At 59.0% G+C, this 17,246-nt stretch carries 17 protein-coding genes; 6 read left to right on the forward strand and 11 right to left on the reverse strand.

Annotated elements, in window-relative coordinates; genetic code table 11:
- Nucleotides 1-6: 6 nt before the first annotated feature.
- The 5 genes from GS611_RS18280 to GS611_RS18300 all read right to left on the reverse strand — a co-directional run bounded on the left by GS611_RS18280 (nt 7) and on the right by GS611_RS18300 (nt 5,298).
- On the reverse strand, nt 7-1,308 hold the full coding sequence (locus GS611_RS18280) for an FAD-binding oxidoreductase (RefSeq protein WP_171637825.1): 1,302 nt from the start codon (nt 1,306-1,308) through the stop codon (nt 7-9).
- On the reverse strand, nt 1,305-2,123 hold the full coding sequence (locus GS611_RS18285) for an ABC transporter permease (protein WP_152459300.1): 819 nt from the start codon (nt 2,121-2,123) through the stop codon (nt 1,305-1,307). The genes GS611_RS18280 and GS611_RS18285 overlap by 4 nt, the downstream gene beginning before the upstream one ends.
- Nucleotides 2,120-3,010, reverse strand: a complete 891-nt coding sequence (locus GS611_RS18290) for an ABC transporter permease subunit (protein ID WP_171637827.1) — start codon at nt 3,008-3,010, stop codon at nt 2,120-2,122. Before GS611_RS18290 ends, GS611_RS18285 begins: the two co-directional genes overlap by 4 nt.
- Entirely contained in the window at nt 3,010-4,137 is a 1,128-nt protein-coding gene (locus GS611_RS18295; protein ID WP_171205253.1) for an ABC transporter ATP-binding protein, read from the reverse strand. Before GS611_RS18295 ends, GS611_RS18290 begins: the two co-directional genes overlap by 1 nt.
- 75 nt (nt 4,138-4,212) lie before the next feature.
- Nucleotides 4,213-5,298, reverse strand: a complete 1,086-nt coding sequence (locus GS611_RS18300) for a polyamine ABC transporter substrate-binding protein (RefSeq protein ID WP_171637829.1) — start codon at nt 5,296-5,298, stop codon at nt 4,213-4,215.
- 140 nt (nt 5,299-5,438) lie between these two features.
- On the opposite strand from GS611_RS18300, the gene GS611_RS18305 reads away from it, so the two are divergent.
- Nucleotides 5,439-6,122, forward strand: coding sequence for a GntR family transcriptional regulator (locus GS611_RS18305; protein ID WP_171637831.1), 684 nt, complete (start codon nt 5,439-5,441; stop codon nt 6,120-6,122).
- Nucleotides 6,123-6,199: 77 nt separating this feature from the next.
- Complete coding sequence (locus GS611_RS18310; RefSeq protein ID WP_171637833.1) at nt 6,200-7,597, forward strand: aspartate aminotransferase family protein; 1,398 nt, start codon at nt 6,200-6,202, stop codon at nt 7,595-7,597.
- A 53-nt stretch (nt 7,598-7,650) separates the two neighbouring features.
- Here the strand turns inward: GS611_RS18310 and GS611_RS18315 are convergent, their stop codons facing one another.
- A complete protein-coding gene (locus GS611_RS18315; protein ID WP_171637835.1) occupies nt 7,651-8,967 on the reverse strand; it encodes a lytic murein transglycosylase in 1,317 nt (438 codons plus the stop codon).
- Nucleotides 8,968-9,029: 62 nt separating this feature from the next.
- On the reverse strand, nt 9,030-9,743 hold the full coding sequence (locus GS611_RS18320) for a YafY family protein (protein ID WP_171637837.1): 714 nt from the start codon (nt 9,741-9,743) through the stop codon (nt 9,030-9,032).
- An 85-nt stretch (nt 9,744-9,828) separates the two neighbouring features.
- On the opposite strand from GS611_RS18320, the gene GS611_RS18325 reads away from it, so the two are divergent.
- Both GS611_RS18325 and GS611_RS18330 read left to right on the forward strand, forming a co-directional pair.
- Nucleotides 9,829-10,527 (forward strand): glutathione S-transferase family protein, encoded by a 699-nt coding sequence (locus GS611_RS18325; protein WP_171637839.1) that lies wholly within the window; start codon nt 9,829-9,831, stop codon nt 10,525-10,527.
- Entirely contained in the window at nt 10,524-10,910 is a 387-nt protein-coding gene (locus GS611_RS18330) for a DUF1801 domain-containing protein (RefSeq protein ID WP_171637841.1), read from the forward strand. Before GS611_RS18325 ends, GS611_RS18330 begins: the two co-directional genes overlap by 4 nt.
- On the opposite strand, the gene rnr is transcribed toward GS611_RS18330, so the two are convergent.
- From rnr to dapE, 3 genes are read right to left on the reverse strand one after another with little or no spacing between them, the layout of a single operon-like run.
- The gene (gene rnr, locus GS611_RS18335) at nt 10,901-13,159 is read right to left on the reverse strand and encodes a ribonuclease R (protein WP_171637843.1); all 2,259 of its coding nucleotides are present in this window, start codon (nt 13,157-13,159) and stop codon (nt 10,901-10,903) included. The two genes, GS611_RS18330 and rnr, sit on opposite strands and share 10 nt — an antisense overlap.
- Nucleotides 13,160-13,206: 47 nt before the next feature.
- Nucleotides 13,207-13,782 carry a TIGR04282 family arsenosugar biosynthesis glycosyltransferase gene (locus GS611_RS18340; protein ID WP_171637845.1) on the reverse strand — a complete coding sequence of 192 codons (576 nt, stop codon included), beginning with the start codon at nt 13,780-13,782 and terminating at the stop codon, nt 13,207-13,209.
- 3 nt (nt 13,783-13,785) lie between these two features.
- Entirely contained in the window at nt 13,786-14,925 is a 1,140-nt protein-coding gene (gene dapE, locus GS611_RS18345; RefSeq protein ID WP_171637848.1) for a succinyl-diaminopimelate desuccinylase, read from the reverse strand.
- A gap of 210 nt (nt 14,926-15,135) precedes the next feature.
- Between dapE and GS611_RS18350 the strand changes: the two genes are divergently transcribed.
- Entirely contained in the window at nt 15,136-16,194 is a 1,059-nt protein-coding gene (locus GS611_RS18350) for a transporter substrate-binding domain-containing protein (protein WP_171637850.1), read from the forward strand.
- Here GS611_RS18350 and GS611_RS18355 read toward each other — a convergent pair.
- Nucleotides 16,191-16,535, reverse strand: a complete 345-nt coding sequence (locus GS611_RS18355; RefSeq protein ID WP_171637852.1) for a hypothetical protein — start codon at nt 16,533-16,535, stop codon at nt 16,191-16,193. The two genes, GS611_RS18350 and GS611_RS18355, sit on opposite strands and share 4 nt — an antisense overlap.
- 338 nt (nt 16,536-16,873) lie before the next feature.
- Here GS611_RS18355 and GS611_RS18360 point away from each other — a divergent pair.
- Nucleotides 16,874-17,246, forward strand: a 373-nt coding sequence (locus GS611_RS18360; protein WP_171637854.1) for a hypothetical protein, incomplete at its 3' end; no start/stop codon positions are given.

The following is a 17,246-nucleotide window of genomic DNA, read 5'->3' on the forward strand; positions in this document are numbered from 1 at the left end:
CCCGCCTCATCGCAGGTCGGCCAGTGCCAGCATGGCGTAGGCTGGCGGCATGAGCACACGGCGCCAGCGACCCAAAGGAAACCGACCCGGTGTTTGCGTCATCACGACCGGCAGCCCGGAGTCCTGCCCCAGAACCAACCGCGCCAATGCTCGACCGCAATACGTGCCCATGGCGACGCCGTTGCCGTGATATGCAAAACCGGCGAACATCCCCGGTTGATCCGGAACGGGGCCGACAAAAGGTGTCAGGGCCCGCGACAGGCACACCAAACCGGACCAGATATGAGTGACCTCGACCGTCGACCAAGCAGGAAACATATGTTTGAAATCCTGCTGAACCTTTCGCCGAATGGCTGCTTCAGCCTCGGCCGATGACCGCAGGCCGCCCCTCATACCAAACAGAAAGCGCCCGTCCGGCATCAGGCGGAAATAGTGCAACAGATTGCGCGTATCATAGCACATCTGATCCGATGTCCATCCCTGTGCCATCTGTTCGGTTTGGCCAAGGGGTCGCGTTACCATGACGGTCGACTGGGCAGGCATGTATCGTCCGCACATCCAGGCCGGGATATCCTCGCTGGAGTAGCCGTTGGTACACACCAACACCACCTGCGCTTTGACTGGCCCGCTCTGCGTTTGCAACACAAAGCCGGACGCCGTTTTTTCAACGCTCAGAACTGGGGAATTCCGGAACAGATGCGCGCCCATTGCTTCGGCGGCTCGGGCAATCCCGAACAGGTATTTGCGGGGATTCAACCCGAAACCAACCGGCGAAGTGTATCCACCATGAAACGCGCCACCTATGCCCTTCGCGGGCAGGTCTCTGGCTTCGTGCAGGGTTCCCGCCTCGTCGGCATTGCGGCGCAGCATGTCCATCGCCCGCCTGGAATGCGCCAGCTGGGTTTCCCCGCTGGAGTGGGTATCCGCATCGATCTGATGCTGTGCCAACAGATCAGCGACCAGTCGGACCGCTTCCTGTTCCGCTGCCGCATAGTCCAAAGCAGCATCGCGGCCAAATCGGCGCTGCATGGATGCGTGGCCAAGTTTTGAGCCGCCAAGACAGCAAAACCCGCCATTTCGGCCCGAGGCACCCCACCCCGGTGCGCCGGCTTCGAACACCGCAACCGAAGCATCTTCAGCCAAATGCAGAGCAGCCGAAACGCCTGTAAATCCACCGCCAATAATGGCCACATCCACATGCATGTCGCCCTGGAAGTTCGGCCAATCCGGGCTGGCAACAGTTTCGTCCCACCAACAGCCGTCGCGAGGTTCGCTGCCATAGGCGTAGTCTGGAAAAATCCGCTTCATTCGGTGCGCGCTGCGGCCATTTCGTCCTGCTGCTGACGTACCATCGCGCGTTTGGTCACAAGCGAGGCCGTGATTACCCCGACCGTCACCACAGCGATCATGATCGTCGACAACGCGTTGATTTCCGGGCTGACACCAAGGCGCACAGCCGAGAATATCTTGATCGGCAATGTCGTCGCCGACGGCCCCGAAGTGAAGGATGCAATCACCAGATCATCAAGTGACAAGGTGAAGGCCAGCAACCAGCCCGAGATTACCGCAGGTGCGATGATCGGCAGGGTAACAAGACGGAAGGCTTGCGCGGGCGAACACCCAAGGTCCAGCGCAGCCTCTTCCAGCGACCGGTCAAAGGTGATGAGGCGCGAGGATACGACAACGGAAACGAAACACATCGAAAAGGTCGTATGCGCCAGAACGATGGTCAGAATACCCCGATCCAGGCCGATGCCAATAAACAGCAAAAGCAGCGACAGGCCGGTGATCACTTCGGGCATGACCAGCGGTGCATAGATCATGCCGGAAAACAGTGTCCGGCCAAAGAAACGCCCGCTGCGGACCAGTACATAAGCGGCGGCCGTTCCAAGAATTGTCGCCAGCGTCGACGAAAAGACCGCGACCCGGATCGTGACCCAGGCGGCATCAAGGAACGCTTCGTTCCGCAGCAGCTCTCCGTACCATTTCGTCGAAAACCCGGCCCAGACCGTGACCAGCTTGCTTTCGTTGAAGCTGAAGACGATCAGGATGATCATCGGGATGTACAGAAACGCAAAACCCAGCGTCAGCGAAACCGTGTTGAACCAGCTCAATCTGTTCATCCCTCGGCCTCCGCCTGTTTCTGCTGGTTGCGCTGGAACAGCACGATGGGAATGACAAGGATCAGCAGCAGCACAATGGCCACCGCACTTGCCACCGGCCAGTCACGGTTCGAAAAGAACTCTTCCCACAGAACCTTGCCGATCATCAGCGTACCGGAACCACCCAGAAGGGATGGGATCACGAATTCACCGATCACAGGGATCATCACCAGGAAACACCCTGCAATGATGCCGGGTTTGGATAGCGGGATGGTTACCAGCCAGAAGGCCTGCAAACGCGAACACCCCAGATCCTCGGCCGCTTCGATCAATGATCCGTCCAACCGCTCCAACGCAGAATAGATCGGCAGGATCATGAAAGGCAGATAGGTGTAGACGATGCCGATATAGACGGCAGTTGACGTGTTCAGGATCGTCAGCGGCGTCGAGATGATACCGGTCCACAGCAAGATCTGGTTGAGGTACCCTTCGTTCGACAGAATGCCCATCCAAGCGTAAACCCGGATCAGGAACGAAGTCCAGAAGGGCAGGATGACCAGCATCATCAGTGTCGGTCGCCATTCCTGAGGCGCGCGGGCCATGCCGTAGGCAATGGGATAGCCCACCAGCAGTGTCAGGAAGGTCGAAATCAAAGCGATCTTGACGCTGGACAGGTAGGCTTTCCAATACAGGTCGTCCTCGGTCAGCCAGACATAATTCTCCAGATCAAGCTGGCTGAAAAACTCCTTTATCCCCGCCCAACCGGCAGACAGGTCCAAAGTCGGAGCATAAGGCGGGATGGCAAGCGCGGTATCCGACAGCGAAATCTTCAGAACGATGAAGAACGGCACCAGAAACAGTGCCAACAGCCAGACGTAAGGAATGGCGATCAGAACGGCGCGGCGCATCAGTTGGCCAACAGAACCGCAGCCGTGGCTGTCCAGGACAGCCAGACCGGGTCTTCCCAGGTGAAAGAACGGCGCGAGATGCGGCGGGTGTTGGCCGTCTGCGCCTTGATGATTGTGCCGTTTGCCAATTCAACGTGATAGGTGGACAGATTGCCCAGATAGGCAATGTCGTGAACCTTGCCCTGCACGGCGTTGACCGCATCGACGGGCCGTTCGGCAGAGATTGTCACTTTCTCGGGGCGGATCGCCAGATGGCAGGGCTGGCCGTCTGAGAAACCGGCAGGCGAAGATGCCGTGAACGGGGCCTGACCTTCGGCCCAATCGATCTGATAGGCGTCCTCTCCGGATGGAGTCGCGCGGCCTTCGATTATGTTCACATCTCCGATGAAGTCAGCGACATAAACAGATTCAGGGTTTTCATAGATGCGATCCGGGGTGGCCACTTGCTTTAACTGGCCTTGATCCATCACCGCGACGCGGGTGGCGACTGTCATCGCCTCTTCCTGATCATGAGTGACGATGACAAAGGTGGTGCCGGTCTTTTCCTGGATATCCATCAATTCGAACTGGGTATCCTGACGCAGCTTCTTGTCCAACGCGCCCAGCGGTTCATCCAGCAGCAGAAGCTTGGGCGCTTTGGCCAACGAGCGCGCCAGCGCGACGCGCTGCCTCTGACCGCCCGAGATCTGATGCGGTTTGCGACGGGCGAACTGTTCCAGCCGGGTCAGGCGCAGCATCTCTTCGACCCGATCTTCCAGATCGTGCTTGGGCATGTTGTCTCGGCGCAGACCGAAAGCGATGTTTTCCCAGACACTCAGATGCGGGAACAGGGCATAGGACTGGAACATCATGTTCACGGCCCGTTTGTTCGGCGGGATGGGGTCAATATCCTGCCCGCCCAGCAGGATATGGCCTTCGGTCGGGGTCTCGAACCCGGCCAGCATCCGCATCATCGTTGTTTTGCCGCACCCAGAAGGGCCTAGCAGGGCAAAAAACTCACGTTCGAAAATATCCAGAGACAGGTTGTCGATCGCCGTGAACTCGCCAAAGCGCTTGGTCACGTTCTGGAACTGGATCAAGGGTTTCGCCTGTGGGTCATTCCACGGCGCAAAAACGTCAGAACTCAAAGCAGCCCCCGCATGGTCAGTTTGGACAATAGTGCGGCGGGGCGATCGCCAGACCGCCCCGCGCTTTTGACCGGATCAGGTGCCTGACTTGATCTTGGTCCAAAGACGGGTCACGACCCGCTGTGTTTTCGCGGGGTACGGAGTCGTGATGTACAGGTTCTGCATCGTGGCTTCATCCGGATAAATTGCCGGATCGCCGATCACGTCTTCCTCAAGAAACTCCTGAGACGCCTTGTTGCCGTTGGCGTAGTATACGTAGTTGGACGCAGCAGCCATGTTGTTGGCATCCAGAATGAAATTCAGGAACTTGTGCGCACCTTCCGGATTCGGCGCGTCGGCAGGAATTGCCATCTGGTCGAACCACATCAACGACCCTTCTGCGAACGGGTGGTATTCGATGTTCACACCGTTGTCGGCTTCGGCCGCGCGGTCCCGCGCCTGCAAAATATCACCGGACCAACCCACGGCTACGCAAATATCGCCATTGGCCAGCGCGTTGATGTATTCCGAACTGTGAAACTTCTGGATGTAGGGGCGAACGCTTGTCAGAACGTCTTCGACCTTCTTGATCACTTCCGGGTCATGGCTGTCGGGGTCTTCACCGATGTACTGCAAGGTCATCGGTATCATTTCGGCTGGCGCATCAAGTAAGTGAACGCCACACGAGGCCAGCTTTTCCATATTTTCTGGCTTCAGAACCAAATCCATGCTGTTCAGGGCCACGTCGTCACCCAAGACTTCCCTGACCTTGTCGACGTTCACGCCGATGCCCGTCGTTCCCCACATGTAGTTGATAGAGTAGGCATTGTTCGGATCATATCCTGCGGTACGCTTCTGAATCACGTCCCACAAATTTTCCGCATTCGGCAACTTGGCCATGTCCAGTTCCTGAAACGCGCCCGCCTGAATCTGGCGTTGCAGGAATGTGCCCGACGGCACCACCAAATCGTATCCCGAACCACCGGCCAGCATCTTGGTTTCCAAAACCTCATTGCTGTCGAACACATCGTAAATCAGGGTCAGACCGGTTTCTTCCTCGAATTTGCTTAGCAATTCTTCGTCGATATAGTCGGACCAGTTATAAACACGCACCTCTTCGGCGAATGCCGCCGAAGTCCCCAATGCGATGACCGCTGTCATGGTCAGCGTTTTGATTGTCATATTCTTCTCCCTGCAAGTGTACGGCTATTTTCCCGTTTTTTTGGATTTGATCAAGTTTTGCGTTTTCCCTCGATCCAGCGTATGGTTTCACGAGGTCTGTCACCTGACAAGTCAGGGTTAGTCGAAATGGGAAGAACCGATTGGATTTGATCAAAAATAAGGCATCTGCGTCGATAGTCGACAAAGGGAAACAGCCCGCGCATGAGCAGGTTTATCAAACGCTCAGATCACAGATCCTGTTCGGCGAATTGGTTCCGGGCCAGCCTGTCACGATCCAGGGCCTGACTGATTCGCTGGGTGTTGGCATGACACCGGTGCGCGAAGCCATCCGCCGGTTGATCTCGGACGGGGCATTGGTGTTCCAAGGCAATCGGCGTGTAAGTGTGCCGCTGCTGTCCCCGGGCGATATCCAGGAAATGATCTTTGCAAGAACCTCAATAGAATCAGAGCTTTCAAGGCGCGCGACGTCGAATTTGCAGGCCGAGGATATCGATCATCTTGAGCGGCTTGATACGCATTTGGACCGTATGATCGCCGACGGGGATGTGGGCGGATATCTGCGTCTGAACCAGGCGTTCCACGAAACGCTGTACTCTCATGCAAACGCACCGATTCTCAGTGATCTCGCCGAAAGGCTTTGGTTGCGGTTCGGCCCTTCGCTGCGTGTCGTGTGTGGTCGATTCGGGACTCAAAGCCTGCCGGATCGACACAAGGATATCATTTCCGCCTTGCGCGAAGGCGACGCCGAAAAAGCGGCAAAGGCAACGGCTCAGGACATCGAACAAGGCATGGAATTGATGTCGGACGCCCTGACTTCCGCTTAACTCAGCCTGATTCGATTGACAGCGATGAATTTGATCATATTGTGATCCGCAACCGCGTTCTTGTAGGAGATTCTCCGATGTCCACCATAACCAACCATATGCCGACCGCCGAATTGCAGGCGCTGGATGCGGCGCATCACATCCATCCTTTCTCGGCCAATGGTGCGCTGGGGCAGGAAGGGGCCCGCGTGATTACACGCGCCAGCGGGGTTTACCTGACCGACAGCGAAGGTGAGGAAATCCTGGACGCAATGGCAGGTCTTTGGTGCGTCAATATCGGTTATGGCCGCGATGAGCTGGCCGATGTCGCGGCGCGTCAGATGCGCGAACTGCCCTACTACAACACCTTCTTCAAGACGACCCATGTGCCCGCAATCGCACTGGCGGCCAAAATCGCCGAACTGGCACCAGGTGATCTGAACCATGTCTTTTTCGCAGCTGGCGGGTCCGAGGCAAACGACACCAACATCCGCCTCGTGCGCACATACTGGGCCGAGAAGGGGCAGCCGGACAAAAATATCATCATCAGCAGGAAAAACGCGTATCACGGGTCTTCTGTCGGGTCGGCTTCGCTGGGCGGCATGGCAGGTATGCATGCGCAGGGCGGCATTCCGATCCCGAACATTCACCACATCAACCAACCGAACTGGTGGGCCGAAGGCGGCGACATGTCGCCCGAGGAATTCGGCCTGGCCCGCGCGCGCGAGCTGGAAGAGGCCATACAGGAGCTGGGCGAGGACCGTGTCGCGGCCTTTATCGCCGAGCCGGTTCAGGGTGCAGGCGGCGTGATCGTGGCGCCCGATACCTACTGGCCGGAAATTCAGCGCATCTGCGACAAATACGATATCCTGTTGATTGCAGACGAGGTGATCTGTGGGTTCGGCCGAACCGGCAACTGGTTCGGATCGCAAACCGTGGGCATCAAACCGCATATCGTGACCATCGCCAAGGGGCTCAGCTCGGGCTATGCGCCGATCGGCGGGTCCATCGTGAATGATGAGATCGCCGAAGTGATCGGCGGGACGGAATTCAACCATGGGTACACCTATTCCGGCCACCCCGTCGCCGCCGCCGTGGCGCTTGAGAACCTGCGCATTTTGGAAGAAGAGAAGATCGTCGAGCATGTGCGCGATGTTGCCGCCCCCTATCTGAAACAGAAATGGGAGGCCCTGGTCGATCACCCGCTTGTGGGTGAGGCGAAGATCGTCGGAATGATGGCCTCCATCGCTCTGACACCCGACAAAGCCAGCCGCGCCAAATTCGCGTCCGAGCCCGGAACGGTCGGCTATATCTGCCGTGACCGTTGCTTTGCCAACAATCTGATCATGCGTCATGTGGGCGACCGCATGATCATCTCGCCGCCGCTGATCCTGACCCCGGCAGATATCGACGAGATGTTCGTGCGGATTTACAAATCTCTGGACGAAGCACAGGCGGAAATCATCGCTCAGGGACTGATGAAAGCCGCATCCTGAGATCAGAAAAAGGTTCTATTAAGGGGCGGCCCGTCTGGGTCGCCTCTTATCGTTCACCGCAACCGCTCCAAAAGTGTCGCAGTTGGATAGCCGTCCGGCACCAAGCCCTGCGCCAGTTGGTAGGCGCGAACCGCATTGATGGTATTCGGCCCTGTACGCCCATCGATACCCTTTGTATCGAACCCCGCATTTGTCAGGCGGGTTTGCAGTTCTTTCTTCTCGGTGAAGCTTAGCGCCCGCTCCCCTCGGGGCCAGTCGGACTGAAACGGTGCGCCACCCGCAAGCCGGTCGGACAGGTGTCCGATACCGATCACGTAAGCATCGGCCCCGTTATAGGCCTCGATCACGCTGAAATTGTCGAAAATCATCAGCGCCACGCCATGCCTCCCGGTGGGCAAAAGGATTGCGGCTTGCCCGTGATCCAGGACCGGTTTGCCGTCACGCCCCACCACGCCACGCGCCGCCCAATCTGACGGCAGCAGGGTGAAGTCCCGTTTGGCGGTGGCATAGTCGAACCCTTCGGGCAAGCGCACCTCGACGCCCCAGGGCTGCCCCTTTTTCCAACCGTGTCGCGCCAGATAGGACGCGGCCGAGGCCAGCGCATCCGTCGGATCATCCGACCAGATGTCTCGCCGACCATCGCCATCGAAATCAACTGCGTGATCCAGATACGAAGTTGGCATGAATTGCGTGTGCCCCATCGCACCTGCCCAGCTGCCCAGCATGTTTTTGGCGCTGACATCGCCTGCCTGCACGATCCTCAGCGCGGCGATCAACTGCGTTTCAAAGAACTGCGCCCGCCGTGCATCAAAGGCCAGCGTCGCCAAGGAACTCAGCGTCCGGTTGCTGCCACGATAAGAGCCGAATGATGTTTCCAACCCCCAGATCGCCGTGACCACTTCCTTTTCTACGCCATATACCGCCTCGATTTGCTGCAACACCTGCCGATGTCGTTGCATCGCGGCACGACCATTGGAAACGCGCGTGTCCGAGACGGCGGAATCCAGATACGCCCAGATCGGTTTCGAAAATTCAGCCTGATTGCGGTCTCGTTTCAGGATGTCCTCGTCAAAGATCATGTCCGGGAACACCCTGTTCAATGTTCTTTCCGATATACCCTGCAGCTTCGCGCGCTCGTGAAACGCGCCGAGCCAGGCCTGAAACCGTGCGGTCACGGCCGCGGACACCCGCAAAGCCTCAACCGTCGGGCGCGGGACCGGACGGATCGAAACCGCCACATCCGCCGAGGCCAGCTGTATCGTTTTGCCGGACACTGCACTGTCTGGCCAAGTCGTATTTTCTGATATGTCCGCCTGCACCATGGATGCCCACAATGCGACGGTCATGACGCCGCCTACGCATTTTTGCATTCCGATTTTTCCTGATTACTGCTCGACCTCAGGGTAGCGCAAAATCGGCGAATCACAAAGTCTCAGGCGTCCTCATCGCGTTCTTGCGCGTCGCGCGCTGCGCGGATTTGCGCCAAAACTTCGCGCAGCATGGGCACCCGGTAAGGTCTAAAGCTTTGATCTGTCACGGACATGTCCTGCATGCGATCCAACCGGAAGACGCGAAAATCCTGTCTCAGATGGCACCAGCCGAGCAACACATTTGATCGATCCATATAGACGATGCTCAGCGGGTTGACCCGTCTTTGTGTGGCACCGCCCTTTGCGTCCGTATACGAGAACTCGATCGCGCGTTCGTCCCACGTCGCCTGCCGCAAAATGGCCACGTCGATTGTTGGCGCGGGCGGGCGATTGAACCGCGTTGCCGCCAGAACCGCGTGGCTCAGCCGATGGGACTGACGCTGTGGCAATCGCCCCTGCAATTTCCGCAGGGCGGCGCTGGCTGCATCTGACAAGGCCGGGTCACCAATCACCTGAACTTCGCGCAGGCCAAGAACCAGGGCCTCAAGCTCGTCATCGGTGAAACCCAATGGCGGCAAAGTGGCATCTTCGATCAGGGTGAATCCAAACCCTGCCTCACCGTCGATAACGGCCCCCAGACCACGCAGCGCGTCAATATCCCTGTGTATCGTTCTGGCAGAAACACCCAGATCCTGCGCCAGTTGTTCAGACGTTCTGGGCGATGGGCCAGAACGCAGGGCTTGCATCAGTTGGAACAATCGGGCGGTGCGGGACATGATGAACCCTAGCCTATCCCTAATGACAAAAACTGTCATCAGCTCGGTTTACTCATCCGGCACGTCAAATATACGGAGCCACGCGATGCTGACCCTTCTCACCTATCCTTCCGCCTTCGGACTGTTCAGCGCCAGTCCGTTCTGCGTCAAGACAGCCTTGATGCTTCAGCACTCCGGTCAGGTCTGGCAGCGTTCGGACATGCTTGACCCCCGCAGGATGCCGCATCAAAAACTGCCAGTGCTGCGGACGCCAGAGCGGTTGATTCCGGACAGCGATCTGATCCGCGATTGGCTGGAACAGAAGGGGGCGGAGTTCGATCAGGGGCTTTCGGATGTGGAAAAAGCGCAATCCCGCGCGCTGGTACGAATGGCCGAAGAGCATCTGTATTTCCACATCGTTCTGGACCGCTGGGGAAATGACGAGGTCTGGCCAATCCTTCGCGAAACCTTTTTCACCGGAATTCCGACCCTGATCCGAAAGCCGGCGTCCAATGCGATCCGAAAATCCGTTCTGAAAGGAATCAGGTCACAAGGAATCGGCCGGTTCTCGTTGCCTGAGCGCCTGGACCGGGTCGAACGCGATCTCGAGGCGATCTCGGCCCATCTGTGGCAATCCCGCTTCCTGCTGGCGGATCAACCGACTTCAGCAGATATGAGCTTCGGCCCAATGCTCGCCGCCATGCGCGCAACGCCTGCCGATACCCCACTGACCCGAAGGATCAAACAAGATAATCTGTTGAACAGTTACGTAGACCGGATGGAACAGGCGATACCGATTGCATGAAACCTTTTGATGACCCCACAGTCGCCTCGGCCTTTGAAGCCATGCCCCCGCAAGCACGCGCGGGGGCCCTGGCGCTTCGCGATCTGATACTGAATACAGCAGAGTCTCTGCCCACCGCCAATCCATTGCGAGAAGAGCTGCGCTGGGGCCAGCCCGCCTATCTTGCCCCCAAAGGGTCAACGATCCGGCTGGGGGCTCACAAATCCGCGGATTTCGCACTATTCGTGCACTGCCAAAGCCGATTGATCGGTGATTTCACCACGGCCTTTCCGGGCGAGGACCGAATTGACGGGAACCGGGCCATTCTGTTCGATGACCCGAGCCAGATCGATGAAACCCGCCATGGCTGGCTGATTGCCCGGGCGCTGACCTATCACCTTTGACGGCGCTTGCGTTCGACCTTGCGCTTGATCTTGTCCTTCTTGCGCTTGGTGCTGGCTGCCTTGCGTCGCGTCGACCGCTTGGCGGGCCCGCGCCCGCGCGGCAGGGCCTGATCGTCGATGGACAGCAGTTCCAGCTCCAACCCGCCGGTCACAGGTGTCGCCTCGGTCAGCCTCACCGTGACCCGCTGGCCGATGGCGATGATCAGCCCGGAATCCGAGCCCATCAGCGTTCCGGCCTCTCGATCAAAATGGAAGAATTCGCGCCCCAAAGACCGCACCGGCACCAGGCCATCCGCGCCCGTTTCGTCCATTTTCACGAAGGCCCCGAACCGGGCAATGCCACTGATCCGCCCGGTGAATTCGTTGCCCACACGTTCGCTGAGATAGGCCGCCAGATAGCGGTCGGTCGTATCGCGCTCGGCCATCATCGAGCGGCGTTCGGTATCCGAAATATGCGTGGCCGTTTCTTCGAGCCGGGCAATTTCATCCTCGGTCAGCCCGTCCTTGCCCCAGCCATGGGCCGAGATAAGCGCCCGGTGCACGATCAGGTCTGCATAGCGCCGGATGGGCGAGGTGAAATGCGCGTAATTACGCAGCGCCAGCCCGAAATGGCCGAAGTTTTCCGGGCTGTAATAGGCCTGCGCCATCGACCGCAAGGTGCTGAGATTGATCAGCTCGGCATCCTCGGTGCCGGCGGCGGCATTCAGCAGCGCGTTCAGGTGACGGGTCTGGAGCACCTGCCCCTTGGCCAGATTCAGCCCGGCGGCCTGCGCCGTCTCGCGCAGGCTTTCCAGTTTTTCGGGCGCGGGTTCTTCGTGCACCCGGAACAGCAGCGGGCTGCGCTTGGCGATCAGCGTCTCGGCGGCGGCCACGTTGGCCAGGATCATGAATTCCTCGATCAGCCGGTGCGCGTCCAGCCGGTCACGGAAGGCCACGCTTTCGACCTCGCCCTTGTCGTTCAGAACGATCTTGCGCTCCGGCAGGTCCAGCTCCAGCGGCTGGCGATCAGCACGGGCCTTTTTCAGCGCGGCATATGCAGCATAAAGCGGTTTCAGAACGCTCTCCAGCAACGGCCCAGTGCGGTCGTTCGGATGACCGTCGATGGCCTCTTGCACCTCGGCATAGTTCAACGAGGCTGCCGAGCGCATCAGACCGCGCACGAACCGGTGACCGATCCTGTTGCCATCCGCGTCGATTTGCATCCGCACCGCGATACAGGCGCGCGGCACGCCTTCGTGCAGCGAACACAGATCACCCGACAGACGGTCGGGCAGCATCGGCACGACGCGGTCGGGGAAATAGCTGGAATTGCCGCGCTTGCGCGCCTCGCGGTCCAGCGCGGTGCCGGGCCGCACATAGGCGGCGACATCAGCAATGGCGACCCAGATCACATGACCGCCCGGGTTTTTCGGGTCGTCATCAGCATGGGCATAACAGGCGTCGTCATGATCGCGCGCGTCCGAGGGATCGATCGTCAGCAAAGGCATATCCCGCAGATCCTCGCGGCCTTTCAGGCCGACAGGTTTGGCCTTGTCGGCCTCGGCAATCACCTTGTCGGGGAAATCATCCGGGATGCCGTGCTGATGGATCGCGATCAACGAAACGGCCTTGGGCGCAGTAGGGTCGCCCAGCCGTTCAACGATACGCGCGCGTGGCAGCCCCATGCGGTTTTTCGGCCCGGCTTGCTCGGCCTCGACCAGTTCGCCATCCCTGGCGCCCAGCGCAGCGCCTTCGGCCACCAGCCATTCGGTCGATCCGGCCTTGTCGATCGGCACGATCCGCCCGCCTTCGGCCCCTTTGCGGAAGATACCCACGATTTTCCGAGGGTTCGTTCCGATACGGCGGATCAGGCGGGCTTCGTAATTGTGATCTTCCTCATGCACCACGGTCAGACGAGCCAGAATGCGATCACCTTCGCCCAGCGCCGGGTCGCTGGCGCGAGCAATGATCAGAACGATGGGCTCGACCCCCTCGCCATGCCATTCCAGCGGCCGCGCGAACAGGTCGCCATCGGCATTCGGCGCCTTTACCTGCAACACGCTGACCGGCGGCAGGCGATCCGGGTCGCGGTAACTGCGCTTGCGCTTCTCAAGATGGCCTTCGGCCTCAAGCTCTTTGAGGATACGTTTTAGATCAATCCGATCCGCGCCCTTGATGCCAAAGGCTTTGGCGATATCGCGTTTTGAGGTCAGAGTGGGGTTCGCCGAGATCCAGTCCAGGACCTCCTGCTTGGTAGGGATGCGAGTCATACGTCCGGCCTAGCACGCGTTTGCGACCGCGTCATGACCAAAAAGCCTCAGGGGTCAAGATCGGCAACCGTATCCACATCGCGCAGTTGATCAAGCAATGACACCCGACCGCCAGAAATCGAGGCCAGCGTGTCAGCCAATGCGTGTTCTGTCGACCAGCGCACGTTTTGGAACAGACTTGCCGGCAAGGCTGCATATCGTTGCGCGCCGACCAGCCAATAGCCACCATCCGGGGCTGGCCCAAACACCATTTGAGAACACCCCAATGCGTTGAAAGCACGGGCAATATGGCGGCGCGAAATGCCCGGAATGTCCGCACCGATCAGGCAAACCGGGCCCTTGGGCATCCCGCGCAGCATCCGCCCCATACGATCCCCCAGGTCCCCACGCCCCTGCGCGGCGCGCGGCAGGTCAGCGGGCCATACCCGGCTGTTCAGACCCTGCTGATCGGGTGAGACGGCCAAAACGATTCGCCAACGGGGATCACGCAGCCGCCGGATCAGGGACCGGGTCTGGTGCCGAAACCACCACGCCGCCGCGACCATGCCGATTTCTCGTCCAAGCCGCGTTTTAACGCGGCCCGGTTGAGGTTCCTTCACCATGATCACCAATGTGCGCTGCATGGATCAGGCGAAATAATCGGTCAGGATGCGGCTATAAATCGATTTGAGTTGCTGGATCTGGGCCACCTCGACGCACTCGTCAACCTGATGCATCGTGCGACCGACCAGACCGAACTCTACAACCGGGCAATGGTTCTTGATGAAACGCGCATCCGACGTACCACCGGTCGTCGAAAGCTCGGGCGTTGCGCCTGTTTCCGCCTCTACCGCCTTGGCCACCAGATCCGACAAGGGCCCCGGCGGGGTCAGAAAGCTTTCGCCTGAAATCTTGATTGCGACATCTATTTCAACGCCGAACCGAGCGGCCACCTGATCTGCTTCCGACTTCAGCCAGTCGCTCAGGCTGGCCCCGGAATGCAGATCATTGAATCGAATATTCACCGTTCCCTTGCACTGCGCCGGGATTACGTTAGTGGCCGCATTCCCGGTGTCGATTGTCACCACTGCCAATGTCGAAGCATCGAAGTGGTCCGTGCCCTGATCCAGTTCGTGCCCCGCCAGCCGATCCATCAGCCGCGCCATGGCTGGCAACGGGTTTTTGGCACGATGCGGATAGGCCGAATGCCCCTGAACACCGGTGATCGTAAACCATGCGGTCATCGACCCCCGACGGCCGATCTTCATCATTTCACCCATCTTGTTCGGGCAAGTGGGCTCACCCACCACACAGACAGACATATGTTCATCGGCGCCGTCCATGTAATCCAGCAAGGCGGTCGTGCCATCCAGCGCGTCGCCTTCCTCGTCGCCGGTAATCGTCAGGATGATGGCTCCGTCAGGCGGGGTGTCGCGCACGAAATCGATTGCCGCCGCCGCAAACGCCGCAACGCCGGATTTCATATCCGTTGCCCCACGCCCATACATCACACCATCGCGTATTTCGGCCCCGAAAGGCGGCATCGTCCATGCGGCTTCGTCGCCGACCGGCACAACATCAGTATGGCCGTTGAACCCGAAACTGCGCGGATGGCCTTTCTGGCCCCATCGTGCGAACAGGTTGCTGACGCCACCACGGTCGACACGCGTGCATTCAAACCCCGCATCCGCCAGCTTCGATCCCAGCAGAACGAGCGCGCCGCCCTCGGCTGGTGTGACCGATGGGCAACGGATCAGATCGGCTGTCAATTGGACGGGGTCGGTCATGCAATGGCCTCTGGAACGGTGTCTTTCGCGGGTTCGCGCACAGATTCAACGAATTGGCCGGTTTTCCAACCCCAATTCGCAAAAATATCATTTCACCCGACTGAGCAGATATCAAAGCGATACCCTGACAAATCATGGCGGTTTACCCGGCGACCATCTTGCCGCCAGCCGCGCAATCGCGTTACAGGGCCGCGAAACAGGTGAATGAAAATGAAGCGCGCATTCTACGCACTGATCTGCCTGACTTTCGCCGTCCTAGCGCAGCAGAGCATGGCACAGTCCCTCACGGTCACGACGGTGACCCGCCCCCCGTTTTCCTATGTCGAAGACGGTGCGGAAACCGGCTTTTCGATGGATCTGCTCGCCGCGCTGGCAGAAGCGCTGAACTGGGACTATTCCATCAATCGGGTGGATTCATTCTCGGATATGCTGGAGGCGGTTCAGAATGGGTCCGCCGATCTTGCAGTCGCCAATATCTCGATCACTGCGCTGCGGGAAACGCAAATGGACTTCAGCCAGCCGATCTTTGAGGCGGGCCTACAGATCATGGTGCCATCGGAAGCCGCGCGCCAGCCTTCGCTGCTGCATGCGCTGCTCTCAAAAGAGCTTTTTATCGCCATCGGCCTGGCCTTCGCCATTCTGTTGGGCGGCGGCATGTTGATGTGGAGCTTTGAGCGCAGTGCTCAACCCTATTTCGACCGCAAGCTGAACGAGGCATGGTTTCCCTCGTTCTGGTGGGCGCTGAACCTTGTCGTGAACGGCGGGTTCGAAGAGAGGATGCCGCGCACGCCTTTCGGCCGGCTTCTGGGTGTCATTCTGGTTGTTTCGTCACTGTTCATCGTGTCCGTTTTCACGGCCCGCATCACCTCGGTCATGACGGTGGATGCGATCTCGGGCAGCGTGAATTCGGTGAATGACCTGTATGGCAAAAATGTCGGGACAATCTCGGACTCGACCGCGGCAAGTTTTCTGAACCGGCGTGATATTGAATTCACCGGCTATCCCGGGCTGGAGCAGATGCTGGATGCGTTCCAGTCCAAACAACTGGATGCTGTCGTATTCGACGCGCCGATCCTGTCTTACTATGCGGCCCATGAAGGCCGGCGAACGGCGTCGATGACAGGCGGCGTCTTCCTGCGCGAGAACTATGGCATCGCTTTCCCGACCGGGTCGCCTCTGGTCGAGGATGTCAACCAGGCCCTGCTTTCGTTGCGTGAAGACGGTACTTATGACGAAATCTATCGCAAGTGGTTCGGTATGCGGAACTAGGCCGGCGCCTCGTCTCCGAAGAACGGTGTCATCTGCGCGACGATCACGGCGTTTTCATCCAGGGCACGCTGCATCAGGGCACGTTCGTCAGGTTCGATGTCATGTCCCTGTGCCTCACGCTCGGCCAGGGTCCCGTAGCCGGTGACATCCAAAGGCGCGGTGTCGGCCTGCTTCAGAATAGCCACCGTCTCGCGCACGGCCTCGGCTTCGTCCACGCCGCTGGCGTAGCAGATCAGTGCCGCCCCCGTCGCACCGTCCGGCAGCCCGTCGCCGTCCTTGCGGCCGATCTGGACCAGAAGGGTATAGACTTGCTGACGAGAGGGCTTCTTTTGCTTTTCCATGGGCCCTGCATTACGCGCGGTGTTTTGGAGGGTCAACTGCTTCCATCGATCCAGGCTTTGAGCGTGGGATCTTCCGCAGCCCCCTGCCAGGCCCACAAGCCTAGAGGATTTGCAGGAATGCGACTCAGCAAAGCCCCTTCCCCATTTTCGCCCAAAAATTGAGCCGCGCTTCAACTCCATTCCTTAAGTTGAATCGGGCACATTTTTGCCACATTTTGACCTCAATTTTAGCCATTTCCTGCTGAGTTCGACGCGTTTCCTGCCTTTCACAACGGTGAAGAGAAGCCAACCCTAGGATGGTGCCACTGCGTAAGTCATTTTTTTACAGGAGAATTAAAATGAGTGTTCTGTCCAAGTTAATGATGACAACTGCAAGTGTGATTGTGCTTTCCGGAGTACCTGCTGTCGCCGTGCTGTCTTTTGTGACGCCAAGTGCAGCTTACGCCCAAGACGGCGGTGGCGATAGCGAAGACGGGGGCGATAGCGAGAGCGGTGGCGACAACGAAGGCGGCGACGATAACGAAGGCGGCGGCGATAACGAAAGCGGCGGCGACAACGAAGGCGGCGGCGATAACGAAAGCGGCGGCGACAACGAAGGCGGCGACGATAACGAAAGCGGCGACGATAACGAAGGCGGCGGCGACAACGAAGGCGGCGACGATAACGAAGGCGGCGGCGATAACGAAAGCGGCGGCGACAACGAAGGCGGCG

The organism is Ruegeria sp. HKCCD6119, assembly GCF_013110585.1.
In the GTDB taxonomy this organism is placed as follows: Bacteria; Pseudomonadota; Alphaproteobacteria; order Rhodobacterales; family Rhodobacteraceae; genus Ruegeria.